Annotated in this window: 25 protein-coding genes and 1 pseudogene; 15 read left to right on the plus strand and 11 right to left on the minus strand. The window is 28.7% G+C overall.

Annotated features, from left to right (window positions below; translation table 11 throughout):
* Positions 1 to 124: 124 nt before the first annotated feature.
* Positions 125 to 760: a carbonic anhydrase gene (locus FBF22_RS01125; protein ID WP_002859401.1), complete on the plus strand. Its 636-nt coding sequence runs from the start codon at positions 125 to 127 to the stop codon at positions 758 to 760.
* Positions 757 to 2,640, plus strand: a complete 1,884-nt coding sequence (locus tag FBF22_RS01130; protein WP_004307616.1) for a mechanosensitive ion channel family protein — start codon at positions 757 to 759, stop codon at positions 2,638 to 2,640. Before FBF22_RS01125 ends, FBF22_RS01130 begins: the two co-directional genes overlap by 4 nt.
* 22 nt (positions 2,641 to 2,662) lie before the next feature.
* Here the strand turns inward: FBF22_RS01130 and FBF22_RS01135 are convergent, their stop codons facing one another.
* From FBF22_RS01135 to FBF22_RS01150, 4 genes are all read right to left on the minus strand, one after another.
* Positions 2,663 to 3,634, minus strand: a complete 972-nt coding sequence (locus tag FBF22_RS01135; protein ID WP_004307618.1) for an iron-sulfur cluster assembly scaffold protein NifU — start codon at positions 3,632 to 3,634, stop codon at positions 2,663 to 2,665.
* 9 nt (positions 3,635 to 3,643) lie between these two features.
* Complete coding sequence (locus FBF22_RS01140; protein ID WP_002859404.1) at positions 3,644 to 4,825, minus strand: NifS family cysteine desulfurase; 1,182 nt, start codon at positions 4,823 to 4,825, stop codon at positions 3,644 to 3,646.
* Positions 4,826 to 5,002: 177 nt separating this feature from the next.
* On the minus strand, positions 5,003 to 5,404 hold the full coding sequence (locus tag FBF22_RS01145; RefSeq protein ID WP_002854195.1) for a bacteriohemerythrin: 402 nt from the start codon (positions 5,402 to 5,404) through the stop codon (positions 5,003 to 5,005).
* 136 nt (positions 5,405 to 5,540) lie between these two features.
* Positions 5,541 to 6,707, minus strand: a complete 1,167-nt coding sequence (locus FBF22_RS01150; protein WP_002885300.1) for a hypothetical protein — start codon at positions 6,705 to 6,707, stop codon at positions 5,541 to 5,543.
* Between the two features lie 158 nt (positions 6,708 to 6,865).
* Here FBF22_RS01150 and rpmI point away from each other — a divergent pair, with 158 nt between their 5' ends.
* Both rpmI and rplT read left to right on the plus strand, forming a co-directional pair.
* Complete coding sequence (rpmI, locus tag FBF22_RS01155; RefSeq protein ID WP_002777995.1) at positions 6,866 to 7,057, plus strand: 50S ribosomal protein L35; 192 nt, start codon at positions 6,866 to 6,868, stop codon at positions 7,055 to 7,057.
* Between the two features lie 93 nt (positions 7,058 to 7,150).
* Complete coding sequence (gene rplT / locus FBF22_RS01160) at positions 7,151 to 7,504, plus strand: 50S ribosomal protein L20 (RefSeq protein ID WP_002851731.1); 354 nt, start codon at positions 7,151 to 7,153, stop codon at positions 7,502 to 7,504.
* A gap of 58 nt (positions 7,505 to 7,562) precedes the next feature.
* Here the strand turns inward: rplT and FBF22_RS01165 are convergent, their stop codons facing one another.
* Positions 7,563 to 7,763, minus strand: coding sequence for a hypothetical protein (locus tag FBF22_RS01165; protein ID WP_227944531.1), 201 nt, complete (start codon positions 7,761 to 7,763; stop codon positions 7,563 to 7,565).
* Positions 7,764 to 8,073: 310 nt separating this feature from the next.
* Positions 8,074 to 8,639: pseudogene (locus tag FBF22_RS08645) on the minus strand (FIST N-terminal domain-containing protein).
* A gap of 482 nt (positions 8,640 to 9,121) precedes the next feature.
* Here FBF22_RS08645 and cheP point away from each other — a divergent pair.
* On the plus strand, positions 9,122 to 9,979 hold the full coding sequence (cheP, locus tag FBF22_RS01175) for a cheVAW transcriptional regulator CheP (RefSeq protein ID WP_002851703.1): 858 nt from the start codon (positions 9,122 to 9,124) through the stop codon (positions 9,977 to 9,979).
* Positions 9,980 to 10,006: 27 nt separating this feature from the next.
* Complete coding sequence (cheQ, locus tag FBF22_RS01180) at positions 10,007 to 10,486, plus strand: cheVAW transcriptional regulator CheQ (RefSeq protein WP_079263800.1); 480 nt, start codon at positions 10,007 to 10,009, stop codon at positions 10,484 to 10,486.
* Here the strand turns inward: cheQ and FBF22_RS01185 are convergent.
* Entirely contained in the window at positions 10,455 to 11,765 is a 1,311-nt protein-coding gene (locus tag FBF22_RS01185) for an MFS transporter (protein ID WP_052777753.1), read from the minus strand. The two genes, cheQ and FBF22_RS01185, sit on opposite strands and share 32 nt — an antisense overlap.
* Positions 11,749 to 11,925, minus strand: a complete 177-nt coding sequence (locus tag FBF22_RS01190; protein WP_002865818.1) for a highly acidic protein — start codon at positions 11,923 to 11,925, stop codon at positions 11,749 to 11,751. The genes FBF22_RS01185 and FBF22_RS01190 overlap by 17 nt, the downstream gene beginning before the upstream one ends.
* Before the next feature lie 92 nt (positions 11,926 to 12,017).
* Here FBF22_RS01190 and moaC point away from each other — a divergent pair, with 92 nt between their 5' ends.
* The 3 genes from moaC to FBF22_RS01205 are packed head-to-tail and all read left to right on the plus strand — an operon-like array spanning position 12,018 to position 13,882.
* Positions 12,018 to 12,491 carry a cyclic pyranopterin monophosphate synthase MoaC gene (gene moaC / locus FBF22_RS01195; RefSeq protein WP_002865819.1) on the plus strand — a complete coding sequence of 158 codons (474 nt, stop codon included), beginning with the start codon at positions 12,018 to 12,020 and terminating at the stop codon, positions 12,489 to 12,491.
* A complete protein-coding gene (locus tag FBF22_RS01200) occupies positions 12,469 to 12,732 on the plus strand; it encodes a DUF493 family protein (RefSeq protein WP_002867797.1) in 264 nt (87 codons plus the stop codon). The genes moaC and FBF22_RS01200 overlap by 23 nt, the downstream gene beginning before the upstream one ends.
* The gene (locus FBF22_RS01205) at positions 12,722 to 13,882 is read left to right on the plus strand and encodes a hypothetical protein (protein WP_002859413.1); all 1,161 of its coding nucleotides are present in this window, start codon (positions 12,722 to 12,724) and stop codon (positions 13,880 to 13,882) included. Before FBF22_RS01200 ends, FBF22_RS01205 begins: the two co-directional genes overlap by 11 nt.
* A gap of 18 nt (positions 13,883 to 13,900) precedes the next feature.
* Here FBF22_RS01205 and FBF22_RS01210 read toward each other — a convergent pair whose 3' ends face one another.
* Positions 13,901 to 14,659 (minus strand): exodeoxyribonuclease III, encoded by a 759-nt coding sequence (locus tag FBF22_RS01210; protein ID WP_002867799.1) that lies wholly within the window; start codon positions 14,657 to 14,659, stop codon positions 13,901 to 13,903.
* Between the two features lie 117 nt (positions 14,660 to 14,776).
* Here FBF22_RS01210 and eptC point away from each other — a divergent pair, with 117 nt between their 5' ends.
* The 5 genes from eptC to FBF22_RS01235 are packed head-to-tail and all read left to right on the plus strand — an operon-like array spanning position 14,777 to position 21,058.
* A complete protein-coding gene (eptC, locus tag FBF22_RS01215; RefSeq protein WP_002876162.1) occupies positions 14,777 to 16,315 on the plus strand; it encodes a lipid A/FlgG phosphoethanolamine transferase EptC in 1,539 nt (512 codons plus the stop codon).
* Positions 16,312 to 16,668, plus strand: a complete 357-nt coding sequence (locus tag FBF22_RS01220; RefSeq protein ID WP_002876164.1) for a diacylglycerol kinase — start codon at positions 16,312 to 16,314, stop codon at positions 16,666 to 16,668. Before eptC ends, FBF22_RS01220 begins: the two co-directional genes overlap by 4 nt.
* Positions 16,665 to 16,892 (plus strand): replication/maintenance protein RepL, encoded by a 228-nt coding sequence (locus FBF22_RS01225; RefSeq protein ID WP_002867802.1) that lies wholly within the window; start codon positions 16,665 to 16,667, stop codon positions 16,890 to 16,892. Before FBF22_RS01220 ends, FBF22_RS01225 begins: the two co-directional genes overlap by 4 nt.
* An 8-nt stretch (positions 16,893 to 16,900) precedes the next feature.
* On the plus strand, positions 16,901 to 17,896 hold the full coding sequence (gene pyrC, locus FBF22_RS01230) for a dihydroorotase (RefSeq protein ID WP_002876170.1): 996 nt from the start codon (positions 16,901 to 16,903) through the stop codon (positions 17,894 to 17,896).
* Between the two features lie 9 nt (positions 17,897 to 17,905).
* Positions 17,906 to 21,058 (plus strand): type ISP restriction/modification enzyme, encoded by a 3,153-nt coding sequence (locus tag FBF22_RS01235; protein ID WP_165433273.1) that lies wholly within the window; start codon positions 17,906 to 17,908, stop codon positions 21,056 to 21,058.
* 5 nt (positions 21,059 to 21,063) lie between these two features.
* On the opposite strand, the gene FBF22_RS01240 is transcribed toward FBF22_RS01235, so the two are convergent.
* Positions 21,064 to 21,777 (minus strand): class I SAM-dependent methyltransferase, encoded by a 714-nt coding sequence (locus FBF22_RS01240; protein ID WP_002870138.1) that lies wholly within the window; start codon positions 21,775 to 21,777, stop codon positions 21,064 to 21,066.
* 80 nt (positions 21,778 to 21,857) lie between these two features.
* Positions 21,858 to 23,855, minus strand: coding sequence for a methyl-accepting chemotaxis protein (locus FBF22_RS01245; protein ID WP_052777752.1), 1,998 nt, complete (start codon positions 23,853 to 23,855; stop codon positions 21,858 to 21,860).
* A 192-nt stretch (positions 23,856 to 24,047) separates the two neighbouring features.
* Between FBF22_RS01245 and zupT the strand changes: the two genes are divergently transcribed.
* Positions 24,048 to 24,923, plus strand: a complete 876-nt coding sequence (zupT, locus tag FBF22_RS01250) for a zinc transporter ZupT (RefSeq protein ID WP_002919197.1) — start codon at positions 24,048 to 24,050, stop codon at positions 24,921 to 24,923.
* Positions 24,924 to 25,018: the final 95 nt, after the last annotated feature.

A 25,018-nucleotide genomic window follows, 5' to 3' on the forward strand; every position in this document is an offset into this window, starting at 1 on the left:
TCTTGAGCGAAATCTAACATATTAGACTAAATAAAAAGTTAATTTATATAATATCTTTATGATTAAATGAAATCTTTGCTGAAATTTTGTTATAATTTCAAGATTTTAGTTTCAGGTTGGTTTTATGGAAAATCTTATTAGTGGTGCGATTAAGTTTATGCAAGAAGACTTTAAGGAGCATGAAGAACTTTTTGAAAGTCTAAAAAATAAGCAAAATCCCCATACTCTTTTTATAGGTTGTTCTGATTCTAGAGTAATTCCAAATTTGATCACCAATACGGGTCCAGGTGAGCTTTTTGTAATACGAAATATTGCAAATATAGTTCCACCTTATCGCATTGGGGAAGATTACTTAGCGACAACTTCAGCAATAGAGTATGCTTTAAATTCATTGCATATTAAAAATATCGTCGTTTGTGGCCATAGTAATTGTGGAGGTTGCAATGCTCTTTATTATTCTGATGAAGAGTTAAATAAAATTCCTAATGTGAAAAAATGGCTTACTATGTTAGATCCGATAAAAAAAGATGTAATGATTTTTGCAAGAGACGATTTGGCTATGCGTTCATGGCTTACAGAAAAATTAAATTTAGTAAATTCTTTGCAAAATATACTTACTTATCCAGGCGTGCAAGAAGCTTTAGATGAAGGAAAAATAGAAGTACATGCTTGGTATTATATTATAGAGACAGGTGAAATTTATGAGTATGATTTTAAAGCAAAAATTTTTACTTTAATACAGGATAGGAAAGTTCAATGAAAAAAATTATTTTTAGTTTATGTTTTTTTATTTTATACCTTGGAGCACAAGAATTTAAATTTATTGATGCAAATATGAGTAAAGAGGATGAAGGAATTTATGCTTTAGTTGAAAAATATGTTGATCTTAACAATCAAATTAAAGAATTTAAGAAAAACAATGATGAAAATTCAAGCACTTTTAATGGTATTTTAAGTGAATTTGAAAAAGACAAAAAGACTATTTTAGCAAAAATACCCGATATGATAGTAGGACAAAAGATTAATGAAGAGGCAGTGGCTAGATTTTTAAAAGCAAAAGAAAAATTACTAGATGTTCAAAAAAAGAATATTAATAAGCCTTATATTTATACAGATGCCACTCTTAATCTAGTTTATTTTAATATTGTGGAAAGTTTTTATTCTTCTTTGTTTGAAGTGGAAAAACTTTTTAAAAATACAGCAAGTAGTGAAGATTTGATTGCTACTGTTGATAAGGCAATGGAAAATTTACAAAATTCTTCTAATGTTAATTTAGATAGTTTTAAAAGCAAAATTACAAATTCAGAAGAATTAGAAAAAATTACCCTAAAAGAAAGATATATCAGTAATGCTGTAGATTCTTATTCTGAAATTCTTAAGTATTTACGCTCAAATGCAGATTTGCTTGAAAGTAATTATATTTTTTCATTACTCGAGCTTCAAGTTTGGATAGATCGTATAAATGAGGCAATTGGGGTAAGTTTTGTTAATATCGGAAAAATAGTAATTTCTGCTTTGGTTTTAGTATTTTTTATATCTTTAAGACGTTTTTTTGCAAATATAGTATATTTTTTCCTTGTTCAGTTTTTTTATAGAAATAAAAATGATGTAGATGATATTAAAGTCATTTTTATTGAGAATATTAAAAAACCCGTAGGCTTCTTGTTGATTGTCTATGCTATTTCTCTTTGTCTTACTATAGCAACTTATCCTGCACCTTTGAGTGTAAATTTAAGTAATTTTTTTCATATAGTTTATGCAGTTTTAATTGCATGGCTTATTTTAAGAATGCTTGATGGTTATGGCGTGGTATTGGTTTCTAAACTTGCTCAAAAAAGTGGAAAAAAAGAAGTTGTAAATTTAATTATTAAAATTTTATATTTTGTCATTATTATTATAGCTTTATTATATATTCTTGCTCAACTTGGTTTTAATATTTCGGCTATTATTGCATCTTTGGGAATTGGTGGTTTAGCTGTTGCTTTAGCGGCGAAAGATATCATTGCAAATTTCTTTGCTTCTATACTCTTACTTTTTGATAATAGCTTTAATCAAGGAGATTGGGTAGAGGTTTCAGGCATAGAAGGAACCGTGGTTGAAACAGGACTTAGAAAAACTACTATTAGAACTTTTGATAATTGTCTTGTGTTTTTGCCTAATTCTACTATTATGGGAGCAAATATAAAAAACTGGAGTAAAAGACGCATGGGGCGTCATGTTAGAATGTATTTGGGTGTTGGTTATGATGCTACTCCTGAAAAATTAGAAAATTGTGTGAAAGATTTAAAAGAGCTTTTATATACAAGTCCTTTAGTAGCACATGAAGATGATGGAGCATTAAAGTATGGCGATCATACAACAAAATATCGTCAAAATTTAGTTTCTATCAATGATCTTGAGGGTTATAAAAATGCTTGTTATGTGGCTTTAAGTGAATTTGCAGATAGTAGTATTAATATAGAGCTTTATTTTTATATCAAAGAAATAGGTGGAAAAGATTTTAGAGAAGCTAGACAAAGTTTAATGCTTGAGTTTATGCGTATAATTGAAAAAAATGGTTTAACCTTTGCTTTCCCAAGTCGTAGTATTTATATAGAAAATTTACCACCCCTTGATTTGCAAGCAAAAGCTATAAAATAGCAAGATTTTATCTTGCTATTTTTTAAACCGGCATAACGCGTATATTTGGACTTAATTCTTCTTGTAAAATTGTTTCAATAGCATAAAGTGTTGCACCACTTCCACTAGAACAACCACTACAAGCACCAAGATAACGAATATAAACATCAATTGCTGCACCTTCAGCCTTTTGTATATCAATCACTTCCAAATCTCCACCATCATTATGAAGCATAGGGCGAATTTCAGCATCTAAAACACTTTCAACTGCTTTTAATTGTCCCACTACGGTCATTTCATCAAAAGCTACATCACTTTTCATTGTATTTTTGAGTTTTTCTCTATCTATTTCAGCTCTAGTTTCAGCTAAAATATCTACAAGGTAATAATCTCTTTTTTCATGTCCGCCTGGTTTGATACAGGATTTACAAAAAGCACCCGCTTTAGTATATTGTGTGATTTCTTCTACAGTGTGTAAATCATTAAGTTTAATCACTTCTTTAATAGTTCCAAGACTTACCCTAGCGCACTCGCAAACTATAATTTGATCTTCAAAATCTTCAGGACTTATACCTTTATAATGCGCTGCTGCTTGTTTGATTACATCATAAGCCATAACCGAACAGTGCATTTTTTGAGGTGGAACAGCTGGAGTTTCTGGATTATCACGCATAGCAAATTCCACATCTAAATTTGTGATTTTTACTGCTTCATCTACAGTTTTTCCTATACAAAGATCCACCATAGTATCACTACTTGCTATAGCTGTACCACAACCAAAACTTTTAAATTTTGCATCGATAATTTTATCAGTTTTTTCATCTACAAGCCAAAAAAGTCTTACCGCATCGCCGCAACTTTCTGCACCAAAATCAGCTACGATCAATTTTGCATTGCGCGCTTTAGCATCTTCTTCACTAAATTCTCCCATATGTTGAGGATTATTCATTCTATTTTGAACTTTTTGTGAATACTCATCCCAAATGGATCCACCAATTAAACTATTTTTTCCCATTTTTTATCCTTATTTGTAATTATTTGGATTATAAGCATAAGTACAAGAAATTGCTCTTAATCTCTGTGTTGCATTTTTAATTTGTTTTGCTGCATAATCAATTTCTTCTTCAGTGTTAAAACGTGACAAAGAAAGCCTTAAAGCTGTATGCGCTAAATCATGCTCCGCACCGATAGCTTCCATAATAGGATTGCTTTCTAAAGCTTCACTTGCACAGGCTGAGCCCGTACTTGCAGCTATACCATTTTTATTTAAATCCCAAAGCATTGCTTCGCCTTCAACTCCTTTAATACTTGCTAAGATTGTATTAGGCACACGGTGTTCTCTTTTTCCAACCACTGTTGTATCAGGCAAGGCTAAAATTTGATCTTCTAGTTTATCTCTTAAACGGCGTATATGAGAATCTTCAAAATCAAGCATAGTATTTGCAATACGCAAAGCCTCGCCCATAGCCACTATATAAGGCACATTTAAAGTCCCGCTTCTACGACCACCCATGTGTTCTCCACCGTGTAAAAGTGGAGTAAGCTTAAGTCCTTTTTTTATAAAAAGTCCACCCACACCCTTTGGTCCATGAAATTTATGTGCCGAAAATGAAGCAAAATCAACTCCTACTTGAGTTAAATTAACCTTTATTTTACCTACTGCTTGAGTAGCATCTGTATGAAAAAGAGCACCAAATTCATGCGCAAGTTCTGCCATCGCTTTAATATCAAAAATCATACCTGTTTCATTATTTGCCCACATAACACTTACAAGTGCTGTTTTATCGCTAATCACTTTACGCAAATCTTCTACAGTAGAAACTCCTTCTTCGTTTACAGGAAGTTCTATGACTTTTACTCCAAGACTTTTTAAAAAATAAGCAGCAGCAGCAACAGCAGGGTGTTCTACGCTAGAAACAATCACTTCATTGCGCTCTCTATCTAAAATATGATCAAAATACACACCCTTAAGCACCCAGTTAATGCTTTCTGTCGCACAGGAGGTTATAACTATGTCATCTAAGTCATTTGCTCCAAGCCCTGCATAAAGTTTATCTAAAGCTTCTCTTAAAGCAGGATGTGTTGCGCTTCCATATTGATGAAGGCTATTTGGATTTCCATATATATCCTTTAAAAAAGGTAGCATCAACTCATAAGCATTAGGATCAAGCATTGTCGTTGCGTTGTTATCTAAATATACTTTCACTTTAAAATCCTTAATTTATCCTTAATTTTAATTAGGATATTTTTTATCTTTATTTGAAAACGGATAATAACAAAAATTTATAAAAATTAGGTTAAAAATTATAACAAAAATAAAATGCTAAAGTAAAATTTTAAAGTGAAATATTTTGTGAATTTTATATAGCAAAAATGAGAAATACTATTTCTTAAATTTTTCTTCGTAATATTTTACTATTTTTGAATCTTCTTTGGCTGTATGTTTAAAGATAAAATCTTGAACAACGAGATTTAATTTTTCGGTCATTATATTTACAAATTTAGCTTCACTGATGATAATTTCTTCAATTTCTAAGATAATTTTTCTGTGAATTCTTGTATGATGGTTGATATAAGGATATTCTATTTTTCTCATAAAGGCTTCTTCATCTGAAAAATGTCTATTGATCATTATCAACAACTCTCTTAAGACAATTTTTAATTCTTTTGTTCCAACATGACATTGGTTCATTAAAGAGAGTTTTTTAGAAATTTCAAAAAGTTCTTTATGTTGATGATCTAAAAGATCATTATTCATTGAAATAATTTTTTCATTATAAATCATGGTTTTGAGTACTTTTATATTTATATTTTTCGAGAGCGGATTATAATGCTATAATACTTAAAATTTTATTAATTAATTATATAAAAATTATTATTATTAAAGTATTTATAATTTATATATTTTTTAAAAAATTATTTTAAACCATCACAGACATATAAGAGTTTAAAATTTTATTTATATTTGCTTGTTTTTGACGACGATCTAAAAAATTTTCTATAGAGCTAGAACGTAGTTGATTTGCTTCTTCTAATCTTTGCGTATCTTGACTTTGGTTTTGATATTGTTTTTTAAGAGCATCAAAATCATTGCGATTTTGATCGATATAAATTTGAAATATTGAACTTGAATTTGCAAATTCTCTTAAATCCATATCTTTTTGGTAGTTAATATATTGTTGAAAAAATACAGATAGTTTATCTTGAATACTTGTTTTTTTATCTACGCCATTCACATAAAGATAAAGATCAAAACTCATCTTTTTTTCATTTTCTTTTTTGATGTAATCTTCTATATCTGTTTCACCCTTGAGAATTTTTTGTAAATTTTGATGAGAGCTTAGTTCTAAAGTGGCAGGTTTCATAAAAAAGTTAAATTCTTTTTCGTTTTGAGTTTTTATATCATGGTAGATAAAATTCATTAAAAGACCAGATTTTGATACTTCTGCATTTTTAGTTAAATAAGGTTTTAAAATTTCATTAGAAGAAGTGTTTTCTATGGCTTTATCAAAGTGAAAATTAGTTATTTTATTATCTAACATTAAAGTATTTAAATTTGTGATATTACTTAATGCCAAATCAATTTCTTCTTGATTGTTGTAAATTCTTGAAATTTGGCCTAAAAATTCTCCATTATCTGTTGAAAAACCTGATGATAGTTTTGAAATAAGATCGCGACTTAAATAAGCATTATCATCTTGTAAAAATTCTGAATTTATAGATTTTAATGAACTATGATAGCTATTTAAAAGATAAGGTAGATCAATTTTATTGTAGTTTAAATTTTCATCTTGTTTTGCGAGTTCTTTCGCTATGCTTCTAACGCTTTTAATGTTGATATCATAAGATTCTGGTATATTTGCAATTTTATTTAAATCTTTATCAAAAAAACCTTCTTCATTGATTCTAAATCCAAATTCACTAGCATAAGTGATATTATTAAAAATATAACTTAATTGTTCTAAGCTATTTTCATTTCCTTTTTGATCTAAGGCTTTGCTATCTTTAATCAAATTTAGAGCAGAGCTATTCTGCAAAGGATTAGATAAGGTTAAATTTTGATATGGATTTGCCGAATTTATAGTCATTTTAAATCTTTCCAAAATATTGCTGATTTTTTTATAAGCAAAATGTGTGCCAAGTTTTTTAAAAATTAAATTCAGTCAAAAATTAGAAAAAATTTGATAGTATTTATCTTTTCTTTTAAAGTTTGAAAAATAAAAATTTATCTAAATAAGGAAAGCGTATGCCAAAGATGAAAAGCGTTAAAAGCGCAGTTAAACGCTTCAAAGTAGGTAAAAATAAAATCAAAAGAGGCTCAGCTTTTAGAAGTCATATTTTGACTAAAAAACCTGCAAAAAGAATGCGTGATCTTCGCACAGCTAAATATGTGCATAGCACAAATGTAAAAGCTGTTGAAAAAATGCTAGGAATTTAAGTTTTTGACTAAAAGTCATTCAAACTCCCCTCTGAGATAAAATTTCAAGGGCAAGCTCCAAATTTGGACGCCACTTTATGAAAGGAAATAAAAATGGCAAGAGTAAAAACAGGTGTTGTTAGACGCCGCAGACATAAAAAAGTTTTAAAATTAGCGCGTGGTTTTTATAGTGGACGCCGCAAACATTTTAGAAAGGCAAAAGAACAATTAGAAAGAAGTCTAGTCTATGCTTATCGTGATAGACGCCGTAAAAAAAGAGACTTCCGTCGTCTTTGGATTGTGCGTATCAATGCTGCTTGCAGACTTAATGATTTAAGTTATTCAAGATTTATCAATGGTCTTAAAAAAGCAGGCATTGAACTTGATAGAAAAATTCTAGCAGATTTAGCTATGAATGATGCTGCTGCTTTTGCAAAAATTGCAGAGGCCGCAAAAAAAGCACTTTGATTTTTTAGTGTAAGAATTTCAAGATTTTTGATTTCTTGAAATTCTTAATTTTTTAGTATTAATTTAGTTTAGCTAGAACATCTTCATAACATTTGAGTTGATTTAAGATTATTTTATTAATCTCATTTGTCATTTCTAGTTTTTGACCTTTTATATTAAGATAATAGTATTTAAAATCACTGTATTTTTGTATGAAAGTTTTTAAATATCTAGGTTTGAAATCATTAAAATTTTCAACTTCATAAAAAAATATTGCCACTAAACTTTTTGCAATTCCCACTCCATAAATTTCTCCAAAACTAGAAAAACCAACTATAGGAAAATCATTAAAATGGATTTGATTTAAATGTTCTTTGTTGTGAAGCCTTCTTAAGATACAATCGTTAAAAATTGCTCCTAGTGATTTTGGTTTATTAAGAGAAAATTTTTCATAATCTTTTTTATAGCTTCAATAAAATTTGTTTTTTTAAGCAAGCATAATTCTTGAGCGCTTTCTATATCACAATAACTAAATAATGTTTTATCTGGGTTGATTTCCATAGGGGAAATAAGATAGTCTTCTCCAATTTTTAAAGCAAAAGTATATTCTTGCATTTTATTTTTAAGTTCTTCAAAAGTGCAGTTAAAATAATTACATAAAGCTTCAACCGCGTTGATGGATTGAAAGGTTTTTTATCAATAAATTCATGTATGGTTTTATCATATAAACTTGCATCAAGTATGGTAAAGGTGATATTGCTTTGAGGATTAAAATTTTGAGATTTCATTAAATCAAAACGATATTTAGGTTTAAATTGAACATGTATGCTTAAAGCTTGATTTTTAATATTTCTCCGTTATAAAATATAAATACTCCGCTAAAGTCCATGTTTCCGCTAGATCCACCCCCTACTAAAGCACAAGGATAGGGATTGTGTTTGTATAAAAGTTCTAAAAGAGAACTTTCGCTTTGACTTAAACCATCATAAATTAAATAATGCAAAGTATTTATGCAGTGTGCTTCAAAAGGTACATTTATAGATAAAACTTCTTTTTCTATCAGTTTTTTTCTTTCTGTATAATCTTTTATATCACTAAAAAGCTTGATTTTATTTGTGCAAAGATTTTCTATCATATCTTCACTAAAAAGTATCAAGCTTATTCCTTGGATATTTTGTTTATAAGGACTGTTTTCAATGTTTGAGTTAGAATCAAGGTTGCATAATAAATCAGTAGCACTGCTTAAGATGATATCACATTGCTCATTTATAGAATTTTGAATCTTATTTCCTATGATCGCTAGATTAAGTTGATTGACACAAAGCCTATAATTAATTTTGGCTTGATGTTTATTTTTTTTAATTTTTCTTCAAGTTCATTTTATTGAAGATATAGAGCTTCTAAAACTTTTTTACTTCTTCTTTTTTTGTTGAGCTTTTATTTTTAAAATTAAAAAAAACATCAATTTAACTCCATTAAAACTATTTTTTAATTACTAGTTAACTAAATCAAGACACCATAAATTCGGCATTTATTTGTAATTTTTATTACACCTTAAGTTATAAAAAATGCAATAAGTAAATTAAAATTTAGATATAATTGCAAATTATAATAATATTAATTAAGGATAAATTAAATATGATTGGAGATATGAATGAGCTTTTATTAAAAAGCGTTGAAGTATTGCCACCTTTACCTGATACTGTAAGTAAGTTAAGAAAATATGTGAGCGAGGCTAATTCAAATATAGAAACTATGAAAGTTGCTGAAATCATTTCAAGCGATCCGTTGATGACGGCTAAGCTTTTGCAATTAGCAAATTCTCCTTATTATGGTTTTACAAGAGAAATTACAACCATAAATCAAGTGATTACTTTATTAGGTGTTGGTAATATCATCAATATAGTTATGGCTGACTCCATTAGAGATAATTTTAAAATAGACGTTTCACCTTATGGTTTAAATACTCAAAATTTTTTAAAAACGTGCAATGAAGAGGCAACTTTTATCGCAAATTGGCTTAATGATGAAGATAAAAAACTTTCTCATCTTTTAGTTCCTTGTGCAATGCTTTTAAGGCTTGGTATTGTTATTTTTTCAAATTTTCTTATACAAAATCATAAGGATAAAGATTTTTTAGCTTTTTTAAATAAAAATGAAAATCTTGCTTTAGCGGAGAATGAATTTTTAGGCGTAGATCATATTTCTTTCTTGGGATTTTTGTTACATCGTTGGAATTTTGATGATGTTTTGATTGAAAGTATATGTTTTGTTCGCACTCCTCATGCTGCTCGCGAAAAAGTGAAAAAATCCGCTTATGCTTTAGCAATAACAGATCATCTTTTTGCTCCGCATGATGGCTCTTCTCCATTTAACGCAAAAGCTGCAGTTGCTTTACTTAAAGAGGCAAAAACTCAAGGAATTAATTTTGATTTAAACAATCTTTTATCTAAGCTTCCTAACAAAGCTAAGGAAAATTTAAACAAAGAAGATTAAAGAGCCTTTTTAAGGCTCTAAATTGTAGTGATGAAAAGTTTAATCTTACCTCCTAATGAATTTTTAGATCACTATATTTTAAATACTGAATTTCATCGTTTTGCTGGAATTTCAAAAAATGCTTATAAATTTTGGAAAAATGTAGAAATAGGTAGATATCAAGGAACAAGAATTATATTTTTGCATAGAAATTGCATTTTAGAAAAACATCAGCAAGCTTTAAGGCAATGTAGTGGTTTAAATGGTTTTGTATTGGCAAGTGCTTTTTGTTCTTTTACTGGATTAGCCCCTTCTCATTTAGTGGAAAAAAATAATTCTTCTATTTATAAACTTTTAGAGCTTAAGGAGATTTGCGGGATTAAATTTGTTAATCTAAAAAAATTTTATGATTTTTTAGGGCTAAATTATCATCAGCATATTTATATAGAAAAATGCCATTTTTTTAGCCCAGCTCCTTTTGAAAAGCGTATTAAAATCACTGAGAGTATGTGCGTTGGGTATTATTAAGATAAGAAAAAATAAATGCACATAACAAAGCTACAATAGCCAAAAAGAAAACATAAAGTCCCAAAGAAAAACGCCAAAAATTACTTAAATTATTTAAGGCAAAACTATGCAAGAAAAAAGCAAGTTGCGGAGTTAAACCTCCAGCTATAGCATAAGCAATATTATATGAAAAAGAAAGTCCTGAAAATTTAATTTTTGCATCAAATACTTCACTCATTATTAAAGGGCAAAAATTCATCACTCCGCTAAAAAAACATACAAGTAAATATAAGCAAGCTACTAGGTTAAAATCAGCATTTTGTCTATATAAAGTATTAAAATAAAGCAAGCTTGCAATTCCAAAAAAAACACTAAAAAATACACAAGATTTAATAACGCCCATTTTATCCGCTAAAATTCCACTTATAATACACCCTAGGCAAATAAGCAAAATTCCACCTATTTGAAGATAGGTTTGTATAGAAGTATTAATTTGAAGTATTTTTGCCATATAACTAGGCATAAGTAAAATCATTACAACAATACAACCTGTCAAAACCCAAGTAATCATCATAGAAAGAACAATTCCCATTTTAGCTTTTTTAAACACTTCTTTTAAAGGAAATTTTTCTAAAGCCTTGTCTTTTTTCATTTGTTCAAAAACAGGAGTTTCTCTTAAAAATTTTCTCAAATAAGCAGAAATAATCCCAAAAATTCCACCTAAAAAGAATGGAATTCTCCAAGCCCATTCATGAAGTTCTTCTTGGGTATAAATTTTATTCATAATTAAAAAAACTAAACTACCTAATAAAATTCCACCTACAACCGAAGCGGTTAAAATTCCCAAATAAGTTCTTTTTTGACCTTGTGGTGCGTGTTCGTATACAAAAACCCAAGCTCCAGGAAGTTCCCCGCCTATAGCTATACCTTGACAAATGCGTATAAAAACTAAAAGCACAATACAAAGAAAACCTATACTTTCATAATTTGGAATAAAAGCTAGAGTAAAAGTTGGAATAACCATTAACAAAATACTAATCATAAACATTCTTTTGCGTCCAAATTTATCTCCAAAATGTGCCAGTATCACACCCCCTAAGGGACGCGCTAAATATCCAGCTGCAAATATTCCATAAGTATTAAACATTTGCCAAAAACTACTTAAATCTTTTGGAAAAAAGTTTGTTGAAATATAATTTGCAAAAAATACAAAAATAATAAAATCATAAAATTCTAAAGTTCCACCTAATGATGAAAGTCCTAAAACTTTTATATCTTTTTGGTTAAGGGTTTTGTTCATTCTTAATCTCCATCTCATAAAAATCATCATCATTGTTATCATCATCGTATTCATAATCATCATCATCATAATTATAATTTTTATGGTGATTTTGTGTATATTCTTCATCTTCATTTTCATAATCATCGTAATTTAAATCTTCTTCATCTTCATAAGCCATTGTTTTCTCCTTAAATAAAAATACAAAGCTTATTTTATCTTAAATTTGTTTGGTTTTGCTATAATTTTTATAATTTTTTAAAAGGTGAATTTATGAAATTAAGTCATTTAGATGAAAAAAATCATCCTAAAATGGTAGATGTAAGCGATAAAAATATTACTTCAAGAATAGCCACAGCTAGTGGTATGATATATATGAGTCAAGAAGCTTTTGATGTAATTAAAAACAATACCGCAAAAAAAGGTCCTGTTCTTCAAACAGCTATTATTGCGGCCATAATGGGGGCTAAAAAAACAAGTGAAATTATTCCTATGTGCCATCCTTTGATGCTTTCTAAAGTTGAAACTAATATTGTGGAATTTGTTAAAGAATGTGCATTTAAGCTTATTGTAACAGTTAAGTGTGAAGGTAAAACAGGTGTTGAAATGGAAGCTTTAAGTGGAGTTAGTATAGGACTTTTAACTATATATGATATGATCAAGGCTATAGATAAATCAATGAGAATTACGGATATAGTGCTTGAAAGCAAAGAAGGAGGTAAAAGTGGTAAATTTGTGCGATCTTAAAAAAGAACCTCAGATCAATTATCCTACTTTTTGGGATTATAAGGTGATTTTTGAGGTGCATATTAAGGCAAGTGAAATTTTTGAAGAAATTTTAGGTCAAAGAGAATATAAATTTGAACATTCGAATTCAAGTGCGAGTGGAAAATATCAAAGTTATTTGTTAAATGTTTATGTTGATAGCAAAAAAGATCGTTTGGATATATTTGATAAATTAAAAGCTAAAGCAAAATTTGTACTTTAAGAAAGAAGGAAAAATGAAAAATACTTTAATTATTTTTGAAAATTCTTTATCAAATCTCGGTAAAGATGAAGCAAGTGATTTACTTGAAGACTTGAGTTTTAATCTTGCGTATAAGCAAATTTCACATAATCCTCATGAAACAAAAAAAGTTTTAAATTCTCTTTTGGTTGAATTTTTAACTATTTTGAAAAAACTTGATTTTTTTGATGATGAAAATGTTACAAAGGTTATCAAAGCTTTGGTTAAGGCGAGTATTGTAGATGCTCAAAATTCACTTTATGGGTATATTAGCGAAGCTGAATTATTAAACAAACAGATTGAAAATCAAAAGAATTTGATTAAAAATCAAATCAGCGATAATTTTTTTGAATTCGAGAATATTTTACAAGAATGTTCTTTTTGTGATGAATTTAGTGGTGGTTTAAATGATGCTATTTTATTTGATATAGAAATGCTTGGAATTTTAAAAGAAACCGCTGAAAGTGCTTTTTTAACTACATTAGAAAAGGCTGAAGATATAGAACTTACAAGTAGTGAAATAGCTAAAAATCTCGTATATAATGCCATTTGCGAAGCTCATTTTGAAAAAGAAAGAATTTTAAAAATTTCAAGTATTATTTTAAATACCGCTTTTGAAATAGCTAATGAATCTATGGCTTATGCAAAAGATCTTTGTTTAGGAGTGATTAAAGGCACAAGGGATGGTATTGTTTTGGCAATGGAAAAATTTAAAGCTTCATTAACTTATGCAAATTTTGAAGAAGATGTTAGTTTAAAAAGCAAAGAACTAATAGGTATAGAAGATGATTTTATTGCTCTTTTAAAAAAAGAGATTCAATTACAAAATGATCCTTGTAAGAGTATAGTTGAGAATTTGCTAGAACATGAACTTGATAATCTTTTTGCTAAATTTAGACGTCTTGCAGGTGAAAGCAGAGAGCAACTAATATTAGTTTTAAATGATATTAAGAAAAATCCAAAGATTAATGATTTTAACAAACTTACTCAAAGAAAATTAAATCGTTTTAAACAAGAAATTTTTGAATTAGAAAAAATTGCTAGTGAAAAATACAAAGATTTAAATTCCAAAAAAGCTAAAAAGCTCGGTGTAAGACTTTGGGAAAAAGCAAAAAAATTCGTTAAAAAATAATATCCCATTTTTGGGATATTAAATATCTATTTCTATACCTACAGGTGCGTGATCAGAGCCAAAAATATCATCTCTTATGAAAGCGTTTTTAAGTTTATCTTTTAAACCCTTTGAAATGAAAAAATAATCAATCCTCCAGCCTACATTTCTTTCTCTTGCTTTCATTCTATAGCTCCACCACGAGTATTTTTCTTTGATTTCACCATTAATTTCTCTAAAAGTATCTATAAAACCAAGCTTTAGCAAATCATCAATCCAAGCTCTTTCTATAGGTAAAAAACCTGAAGTGTTGGCATTGGCTTTTGGATGAGTAAGATCGATTTCTTTATGAGCGGTATTGACATCACCGCAAATGATAATTTCAAATCCATCCTTTAAAAGCTTATCCAAATACACTAAAAAATCTGCATAAAATTTCATCTTAAAATTTAAACGCTCTTCATCTTTTTGACCATTTGGAAAATAGATATTAAAAAGTGCAATATTTTTAAAGCGGTGTTCTAAAACCCTACCTTCTTCATCATCAAAAAATTCGCATTTTTTTACTTCGCTATTAAAATTACAAAGACTCATTACCCCAGAATACCCCGCTCTTTTAGCAGAATTAAAATACATGTGTTTAAAAGGATATTCATAAATTTTTTTAGGAAATTTATCTTCATGTGCTTTGATTTCTTGAAAACCTATAAAATCAATTTGTTCTTGTGCTATCCAATCAAGTGCATTTTTATCACAAATAGCTCTTAAGCCATTGACATTCCATGAAAGTAGTTTCATTATTTTCCTTAAAATTTTCATTAAAAGTGTAAATCATAACATAAAAAGATTTAAAACTACAATCCATTTAAAAAAATTCAATAAAATTAAAAGCTTAAATTTGGAGGTGGGATTTATATGCTTAGATTAACTTGGCTTCAGTTTACTTTTTTTAATTCTTTGATGATTGTATTGTTGAATTTTAATTTATTTTATTTTGTGTATGAAAAAAATACACAAAACTGGTTTATAACTTTTGTTTTTATTGTGGCCTATTTTGCCCTTGTTCATGTGATTTGCTCTTTGCTTTTTATAAAGTTTTTTACTAAATTTTTTTCTATATTATTTATAATATCATCTTTTTTAAGTGTTTACTTTATTAGTTTTTATGGGGTGCTTATAGATTCTGATATGATACAAAATGTTGTTCAAACAGATATCAAAGAAGTAAAAGATTTGTTAAATTTAAAATTAATCTTATTTGTTGTTTTGGCTTTATTGTTGGTTTTTTATGTTGTTAAAGTAAAAATTGATTATTATGGTAGTTTTAAATCCCATCTAAAAATTAAAATTATCAATATAATATCAGGTTTGATTGTTGTTTGTGCGGTTTTAATCCCTTTAAGTAAAACTTTCTTGCCTTTTTTTAGAAACTATAATGAAATAAGAATGTATAATACCCCTTTTTATCAAATTTATGCCGTATATCGCTATTATGTTCGTTTTGTAAAAGCTAAGCCAGAATTTAAAACTATAGCTAATGATGCTTATAGAGAAAACAATCACACTAAAAAACTTTTAGTTTTGGTAGTGGGTGAAACCGCTAGAGCGGCAAATTACTCTTTGGGTGGATATGCTAAAAATGATACCAATTTTTATACCAAAAAAGATAATGTAGTGTTTTTTGATAATTTTTCATCATGTGGAACAGCAACAGCGGTAAGTTTACCTTGTATGTTTTCTATTTCTAAGCGTGAAAATTATTCAAGTTCAGAATTTCAAGAAAATGCGATGGATGTGCTTTATAAAACAGGTGTAGATACTGCATGGTTTGATAATAATTCTGGTGGTTGTAAAGGGGTTTGTGATAGATTAGCTTATAAGCAAAAGCTTTCTAGTGATTTGGATGAAAATTTACTCGCTCCTTTTAAAGAAAAATTAAATCATTTAAGTGATCAAAATATATTAGTTCTTCATTTGCAAGGTTCTCATGGGCCAACTTATTATAAACGCTATCCAAGTGAATTTAAAAAATTCACTCCAACTTGTGATACTAATGAGCTTTCAAAATGTGATAACGAGGCTTTAATCAACACTTATGACAATACTTTACTTTATACAGATTATCTTTTAAGTGAGATTATAAAACTATTAAAAGAGCAAAAAAGCTATGAAAGTTCTTTGTTTTATCTTTCAGATCATGGTGAAAGTTTGGGTGAAAATGATATTTATCTTCATGGTATGCCTTATGCTATAGCGCCAAGTTATCAAACCCGTATTCCTGCTATTTTTTGGAGCAATGATGAAAAATTAATGAATTTAGCTAAAGAGCATAAAGGTTTAAAACTTTCTCAAGATAATCTTTTTAGTACTCTTTTAGGATATTTTGATGTAAAAACAAGTGTTTATGAGCCAGAATATGATTTATTAAATCCTAAACTTAAGGCAAATCCATGAAGCCTAAATATCATTTTTTAAATAATGCAAGATATGCTTTAGAAGGGATTTTTGCTTTATTTAAAAATGAAATGGCGTTTAGAATTGAACTTTGTATTATTATCCCAGCGATAATTTGTAGTTTTTTCTTAAAAGTTAGTTTTTTGGAGCATTTATTGTTGGTAAGTGTTTTAATGCTTATTTTAATTATCGAGGCTTTAAATTCGGCTATTGAAGCTTGTGTTGATTTGATTACAAATGAATGGCATGAAAAGGCAAAAATTGCTAAAGATTGTGCGAGTGCGGCAGTGTTTTTTAGTGTGCTTTTAGCTCTTTTTGTTTGGAGTTTTATTTTATATAGTATTTACTTATGAAATTTGAAAATTTAATACAAGAAATTTTGGGAAAAAAGCGTTTTGAATTGTTAAAATTTTTATGCGAAAATGCCGATGAAAATGGTTTTATTATGATTAAAATCAGTGAGCTTGAAGAAAAATTAAACCAAAGCAAGCCCACTATCATCGCTACTTTTAAATTTTTAGAAGAAAAAAAGCTTTTTAAGCGTCTTAAAAATGGATTTTATCAGCTAAAAATATAGGAGATAAAATGAAACTTAAAAACCCTTTGGATATGCATTTACATTTACGCGATGAAAGTATGCTTGCGCTTGTAGCTCCTTTTAGTGCAAAAGACTTTAAGGCAGGGGTTATCATGCCAAATTTAATCACCCCACTTACTGAAATAGATGTATTAAAAGCTTATAAAGAACGCATTTTAAAAGCATGTAAAAATGAAGATTTTACGCCTTTGATGACTTTATTTTTCAAAGACTATGATGAGCAATTTTTAGAAAAAGCTAAAGACGAGCTTTTTGCTATCAAGCTTTATCCTGCAGGCATCACTACCAACTCAGATAATGGAATTTCAAGTTTTGATATAGAAAAGTTAAAACCTACATTAAATACTATGAGCGAATTAAACATACCCTTACTTGTGCATGGAGAAACCAATGATTTTGTCATGGATAGAGAAGCAAATTTTGCCAAAATATATGAAAAATTAGCTAAAAACTTTCCAAAATTAAAAATTGTAATGGAGCATATTACCACTAAGGTTTTGTGTGATTTATTAAAAGATTATGAAAATTTATACGCAACTATCACTTTGCATCATTTAATGATAACGCTTGATGATGTAGTGGGTGGTAAAATGGATCCACATTTATTTTGCAAGCCTATTGCAAAACGCTATGAAGATAAAGACGCTTTATGTGAGCTTGCTTTTAGTGGCTATGAAAAGGCTATGTTTGGAAGCGATAGCGCGCCTCATCCATTGCACACTAAAGAATGTTGTGGTTGTGCGGCTGGAGTTTTTAGCGCACCGGTGATTTTACCTGTATTAGTTGAACTTTTTGAAAAACATTCAAATGAAACAAATTTACAAAAATTTATTTCAGATAATGCTTGCAAAATCCATAATCTTAAATTTGAAAAAGATAAAATCGTCATCTTAGAAAAACAAGAATGGCAAGTAGCGCAAAAATACGGCGATGTAGTGCCATTTATGGCAGGGAAAACTTTAAATTTCAAAGTCGCAAATTAAAGGAAATTAATGCTAAAAGCTTATCTAGAAAACATAAAAGATATTTCTACAAACGATAAAGAACATACCCATAGAACAGCTTTGCAAAATTTATTGCAAGCTATAAAAGATAATCAAGACAAGCAAAATAAAATCTCTATCAAACAAGAACCAAATAACGACAAAGAAGGTAGAGGTGCTCCGGATTTTTTGATTACAAAAGATTTTTTAACACTAGGTTACATAGAAAACAAAAGAGTAAATGCAAATCTTGATAACATCATAACAAGTGATCAAATTTTAAAATACACAAAATTAAGCCCAAATATCATTCTCACAGATTATTTAAGATTTATATTATTAAGTTTAAATGATAAGAATGAAATTATCATTTGTAAAGAAGTAAAAATTTGCTCTCTTGATGAGATAAAAAGCGTTATTAAAAATCAATCTTTGCTAGATACTAAAACACAAGAGTTAAACGAACTTTTTAGCATATTTTTTTCTAAAATCCCAAATCCCATAAATTCAGCTTTAGATTTTGCAAACCATCTAAGCCTAAGAACAAGAATTTTAAAAGATGAGCTTTTATTATCAAGCAAAAATGAAACTTTATTAAGTTTATTTAACACCTTCAAAGAAACACTTTATAAAGAATTATCCTATGAAGAATTTTGCGATTCTTTTGCACAAACTTTAACTTATAGCTTATTCTTAGCAAAATTAAATAACGATACCGCAAAAGAAATAGATCTAAACAATGCTAAAAAATTCATACCAAAATCATTTCCATTGATCCGTTCTATGAGTGGATTTTTAGATGATAGTTTTGAAAATTTAGAAAATATAAAATGGCTTTTAGAAGAAATCATAAACATTATAAATCACATAGACATTACAAGCATTATTAAAGAATTAAACAAAACAGGCGAGAAAGACTTATTTAATCGTCCTACTATTTTATCTACTCACAAAGATCCTTATTTGCACTTTTATGAAACATTTTTAGCAAGCTATGATCCAAAGCTTAGAGAAGTAAGGGGAGTGTATTATACTCCTGCGCCTGTAGTAATTTTCATCATAAATGCCATAGATGAAGCTTTAAAACAAGATTTCAATCACAAAAAAGGCTTAAGCGAAGCTTTAGATAAAAATATAACCTTACTTGATTTTGCCACAGGCACTGGCACCTTTTTACTTGAAGCTTTTAGAAAAGCTTTAGAACCTATAAGCAAAAATAGCGTTAATTACAATCCAAAAGTTTTGATAGACAAATTTTGTGGTTTTGAATTTTTAATAGCCCCTTACACCATAGCACATTTAAAAATTTCTCAAAGTTTTAAAGAAGAATTTAACTCTCCATTAAACGATGATGAAAGTCTTAAAATAGCACTAACAAATACTTTATATTCTAAAAGCATATCCAAAGAACAAAATGATCAAAACACGCTTTTTACTCTCATTGATCTAACAAAAGAATTCAAAAAAGCACAAAAAATAAAAGAAGAACAAATTCTAATCATCACAGGCAATCCGCCTTATAGTGGAGCAAGTAGCAACAAAGGCTTATACGAAGATGAGATCAAAATAAGCTATGGTTTAGAACCAAGCAAAGCAAATCTTAATAATGAACAAAAAAAGTGGATAAGCTCGTATTTTAAAGAAAAATCCAAACAAAACACAAGTACTTTTAAAGCCATATATGAAAAACACAAACTAGAAAATGAAAAAAATTCAAAAGTAATGCTTGATGACTATGTAAAATTCATACGCTTTGCCCAAAGTAAAATCGACTCTCAAGAAAGCGGAATTTTTGCTTTTATTTCAAATAATAGCTTTTTAGATAATCCTACCTTTAGAGGTATGAGATATTCTTTAATGCAAAGCTTTGATAAAATTTATATACTTAATTTACACGGCGATACTAGAAAAAAAGAAAAAGCTCCTGATGGAAGCAAAGATGATAATGTCTTTGATATCATGCAAGGTGTGAGCATAAATATCTTTATAAAACAAAATTCAAAAGCTAAAAATACAAACATTTATTATCATGATTTATACGGCAAAAGAAAGGATAAATACGAATTTTTATATGAAAATGACTTAAATTCTATAAAATGGACTTTGGTAAAAAACAACGAGCCTTTTTATCTTTTCTTACCACAAAATAATGATTTATTAGAAGAATACAACAAGGGCATAAGCGTAAAAGATATTTTTATGCTTTCAAGCGTAGGAATTGCAAGCTCTAAGGATGCTATATTAATCTCAACGAATAATAAAAAATTAGAACAACAAGTTTATAATTTTTATAATGAATTTGATAAAAAATACATCAAAGAAATAGCATATAAACCTTTTGATACGCAAAAAATTTATTATGATATAAAAAAAGTGGAAAGACCAAGAATTGACATAATGGAACATTTTTTGGGGTATGAAAACATAGGTTTGATTTATGATAGAGGCACTAATCTAAAAGAAATTTCAAATTTATTTATAAGCTCAAAAGTTATAGATAAACATTTAGTCGGAGCAAATAGCTATGTTTCTCCACTTTATCTTTATCCTACAACTAGAAGTAAAAAATTCCTAAAAAAAGAAAATCCAAATTTTAACGAAGAAAATTTCACCTCAAAAATAGAAAATTTCAAAGAAAGCTTTAGAACTTTCATAGATGAGCTTTATAAAGAAAAATTCTCACCAGAAGACATACTAGGCTATATTTATGCGGTGCTTTTTCATAAAATTTATAAAGAAAAATATCTTGATTTTTTAAAAATTGATTTTCCAAAAATTCCTTTTACAAAAGATAAAAATACTTTTAAAAATTTAAGCAAACTAGGCTTAAAACTTGTAAATTTACATTTATTAAAAAATGATGAGTTAGATTTTAATATAGGTGAAGCCTTGTTTAAAGACATTAAAAATAAAAATTTCAAAATACAAAAAATCAAATACAACAAAGACGTAAAAGAACTTTTCATAAACGAAAGTTTGTATTTTAATAAAGTAAGTCCTGAAATTTATGAGTTTAAAATAGGCGGCTATGCTGTGCTAGATAAATACCTAAAAAGCCACAAAGAAGAAGACATAGATCATAAGCATTTTACCTTGATCATACAAACTTTAGATGAAACTTTAAAAATTCAAGATGAAATTTCAAAAATCAATCTTAGCTAGTATAACTAGCTAATGATTAAAAGTTTTATCTTAGCTTCTATAATCTCTTCTACTTCATCTTTTACAAAGCTTTCTAACTCTTGTTTGTTTGTATTAATACCATTCATACTTAAATGCCACAAAGCATTTTCTATCGCACTTTGTTTGTCTCTTTTTACCACTCTAGTTTCGTTAAAAATTTCATACTCATAAGGGATATTTTGTGTATTTAAAAAACCTTGCAAATCACTTTCATAAAAACCTTTAAAATGAGTGTTAAAATGCTCAAATATAGGATCTAAAAAGCTACTTTTACGCCTACTTGCCCAGCCTAAATACACTTTTTTAGAAGCTAAGTTTAAAAAAGCTTTATAGTCTTTTTCATTTTGTAAAGCAGGAGACATACTTAAAAATGCAAGATCAAATTTAACATTAGGATTGTTTTGCATCCAAGTTTCAAAGCTCAAATTTTCGCATTTTATATTGTTAAGATTTAGTTTTTTAGCATCTTCTTGTAAAATTTCAAGCATAGTATTTGCACTATCTAGGGCTAAAATTTCTTTAGCTTCTTTAGCTAAGTGTAAAGTCCAAACCCCAGTTCCACATCCTATATCTATAATGCTTTTATTTTGAAAAGAAATATTTAAATTTTGTAAATATTCAAAAGTTTGCTTTTGTATGGTGTTTAAAGTGTTTTGATATCTTGCGTAAGTTTTGGCCTTTTTATCCCATAAATTCATATATTTTCCTTGATAAAATATACAAAATCATAGCATAAATTTTTAAAATTCAAGCCCAAAGAAAGGGCTTGAATGATTAATTAAAACCTCTTCTTCTTAACATCTTCTAAGATATTATTAGCTATATCACTTACTGTACTAGAAATAATAGCTGATTCATTAGCAATTTCAACATTATCTTTAGTAGTTTGATCAATTTGAGCTACGCTATCATTGATTTGAGTGATACCTGCAGTTTGTTCTTTAATACTTTCTGCCATATCATTGATAGATTGAACAAGTAAATTAGTATTAGCTTCAATTTCTGATAAAGACTTTTGAGTTCTTTCAGCTAACTTTCTAACTTCATCAGCTACCACTGCAAAGCCTCTACCATGTTCTCCAGCACGAGCTGCTTCAATAGCTGCATTTAAAGCTAAAAGATTGATTTGATCTGCAATATCACCTATAATACCTGTAACATTTTTAATCTCTTCAGATTGAGTGATAACATCACTAGTTTTAACTGAAACATTTTGCATAGAAGAAGTGATCTCTTCTAAAGCTGCTGCAGTTTCTTCTAAAGATTGAGCTTGAGAATTTGAAGAAGTGGTTAAGCTTTGAACAGCAGTTTGTAATTTTCCACTTTCATTAGCTAAAGCATTAGCAAAGTCTGAACTTTGTTTTAGCATTTTAACTATTTCATCACCTAAAGCATTAGTAGTTAATTCTACACTACCGCTAGCATTTTCTAATTTATTTCTAAAGTCTAAGCTTTTGTATTCTTCAAAAATTTTATGAATAGCATTCATATCAGAACCTACTCTAGCTTGTAAAACATCAAGAAGTTTATTTAGAACATTTTTAAGTTCAATAAGTTGTGGGTTTCTTGGATTAGCAGTAATTCTTGCTGTTAAATTACCACCTTCTACAACTGATACGGTTTGAACTGATTCTTTAACGGCTTGATTGTCTTGTTCTAAGCCTCTTTTAGTAGCAAGAATGTTTTCATTGATAGCATTTGAGATTTGTCCAAATTCATCATTGCTTTTTACTTCTATAGTAGAAACATTTTTTGTTTTATAGTTGATAAAATCAAAGAATGAAGTTAAACCTGTTTGGATAGCTGCAAGTGGGGAGAGGCTTCTGCTGATTAAAAATCTAATCAAGATTAAAGCTATGATTATAGCTATAATACCAACTATAACTTGTTTCATTAAAATAGAATTAACAGCTTCGGTATAAACTTTGTTTTCTGTTATTGTACAAATTCTAAATAAAGGATTAAAAGCAGAATTACACATAATCGCATAATCTACGCCTTGGTGATCTTTAGCGGTAAATAAAGTATCTTGGTTTCTTGGATCAATAAGAGCAGGATTTGCTTTGATTGCATTGGCGATATTGATACTTAATTCTGTTTTTGTTAGGATTTTAGTGATATCGTCTCTAAAAAGTATCGTTCCTTCTGGATCAAGCACTACGGTATAGGTATTTTGTGATTTACCCACAGCTAACACATCGGTTGAAAATTTTGCTAGATCATAATCTCCACCCACAACACCTCTAAAATTTCCATTTCTATCATAAAATGGAGCAGCGTAAGTTAAACCAACCTCTCCGCTATTGGCGGATTTATAAGGTTCTGTTACTATAAGTTTTTTTGCTTCTTTGGCAGCTTTATACCAAGGACGATTTTTAGTATCATAACCTTTTGATAAGTCTAAAATTTGATCATCAGATTGATAATTTTTTCCTGTATTATCAAATCCTACATAAACTAGATCGTAGCCATTAACTTCTTTGAATGCTTTGATAAGATTGATTAGCTCTTCATCGCTCATATCAGGACGTTTGTTAAGCTCATTGGCTAGTATTTGAATACCATTTCTTTTTGACATACCATAGCTTTCAAAGAAAGCACCCACATCTTGCATAGTTTTTAACTGAGTGTCTTTTAGCAATTCATATGTATTGTTTCTCGAATCAAAGTAACTAATAGCACTTGTGATTGCTAAAATTAATACAACTAAAATTCCAACCCATAGCGTAAGCTTGGCTGAAATTCCAACGGATTTGCCTGAATTTATTGATTGCATTATAACTCCTATATTTATATTGAAAATGAAATAAAAATATTATTCTAACAAAAAATAAGAGAAAAAGTGTATAAAAAATGAACTTTTTTACATAAAAAATCAAAAATTTTTAATTATTTTGTATATTTTTATCAAGTATTAACTTTTTATAAATATAAAGAGTTTTAAAATATTATTTATTTAAGAATATTAATGCAATTTACATTTGAACAAATTTTTATCGCAATGCTATTGACTCTTTTTGCAGGTTTTTCTACGGCTATAGGTTCTATAATAGCCTTTTTTTCCAGAAAAGATGATTTAAGAGTGCTTTCTTTGGGGCTTGGTTTTTCAGCTGGAGTAATGATATACATTTCTTTCATGGAAATTTTACCTACTGCACTTAAAGATTTTAAAAATCACTATGATTCGCATTGGGCTGAGCTTTTGGGATTAGCTTGTTTTTTTGGTGGAATTTTAATATCTTTATTGATTGATAAATTAATCCCCGAAGATGTCAATCCTCACGAGCCTAAAGAGGATTTAAGCGAGTTAAAAATTTGTCCCTTGCCCCAAAAAGGACAAAATCCTCCGAAATTTCATCCTGGAGAAAAGTTGCATCAGATCAATACTAAAGCTTTAAAACGTACAGGGATTTTTACAGCTTTGGCTATTGCTATACATAATTTCCCAGAAGGTTTTGCTACTTTTATTTCAAGTCTTGATAATCTTACTTTAGGAATTGCTATAGCTATAGCTGTGGCTATACACAATATCCCAGAAGGTTTGGCTGTGAGTTTGCCGATTTATCATGCTACAGGAGATAAGAAAAAAGCTTTTATTTATTCAGCTCTTTCGGGTTTTGCAGAGCCTTTGGGTGCTTTTGTTGGAGCTTTGATTTTATTGCCTTTTATAGGCGATCTTACTTTAGCTATAAGTTTTGCTGTGATTGCAGGAATTATGGTTTTTATATCTCTTGATGAGCTTTTGCCCGCTGCAAAAACTTATGATAAGGCTCATGATAGTTTATATGGACTTATCGCAGGAATGATGATAATGGCTTTAAGTTTAAATTTACTTGAATATTGAAAATTATTTTTTGTTGTTAAGTGTTTATTTATAAAATATACAAAATCATAGCATAAATTTTTAAAATTCAAGCCCAAAGAAAGGGCTTGAATGAT

This window comes from Campylobacter sp. CFSAN093260 (genome assembly GCF_012890095.1).
Classification (GTDB): domain Bacteria; phylum Campylobacterota; class Campylobacteria; order Campylobacterales; family Campylobacteraceae; genus Campylobacter_D; species Campylobacter_D jejuni.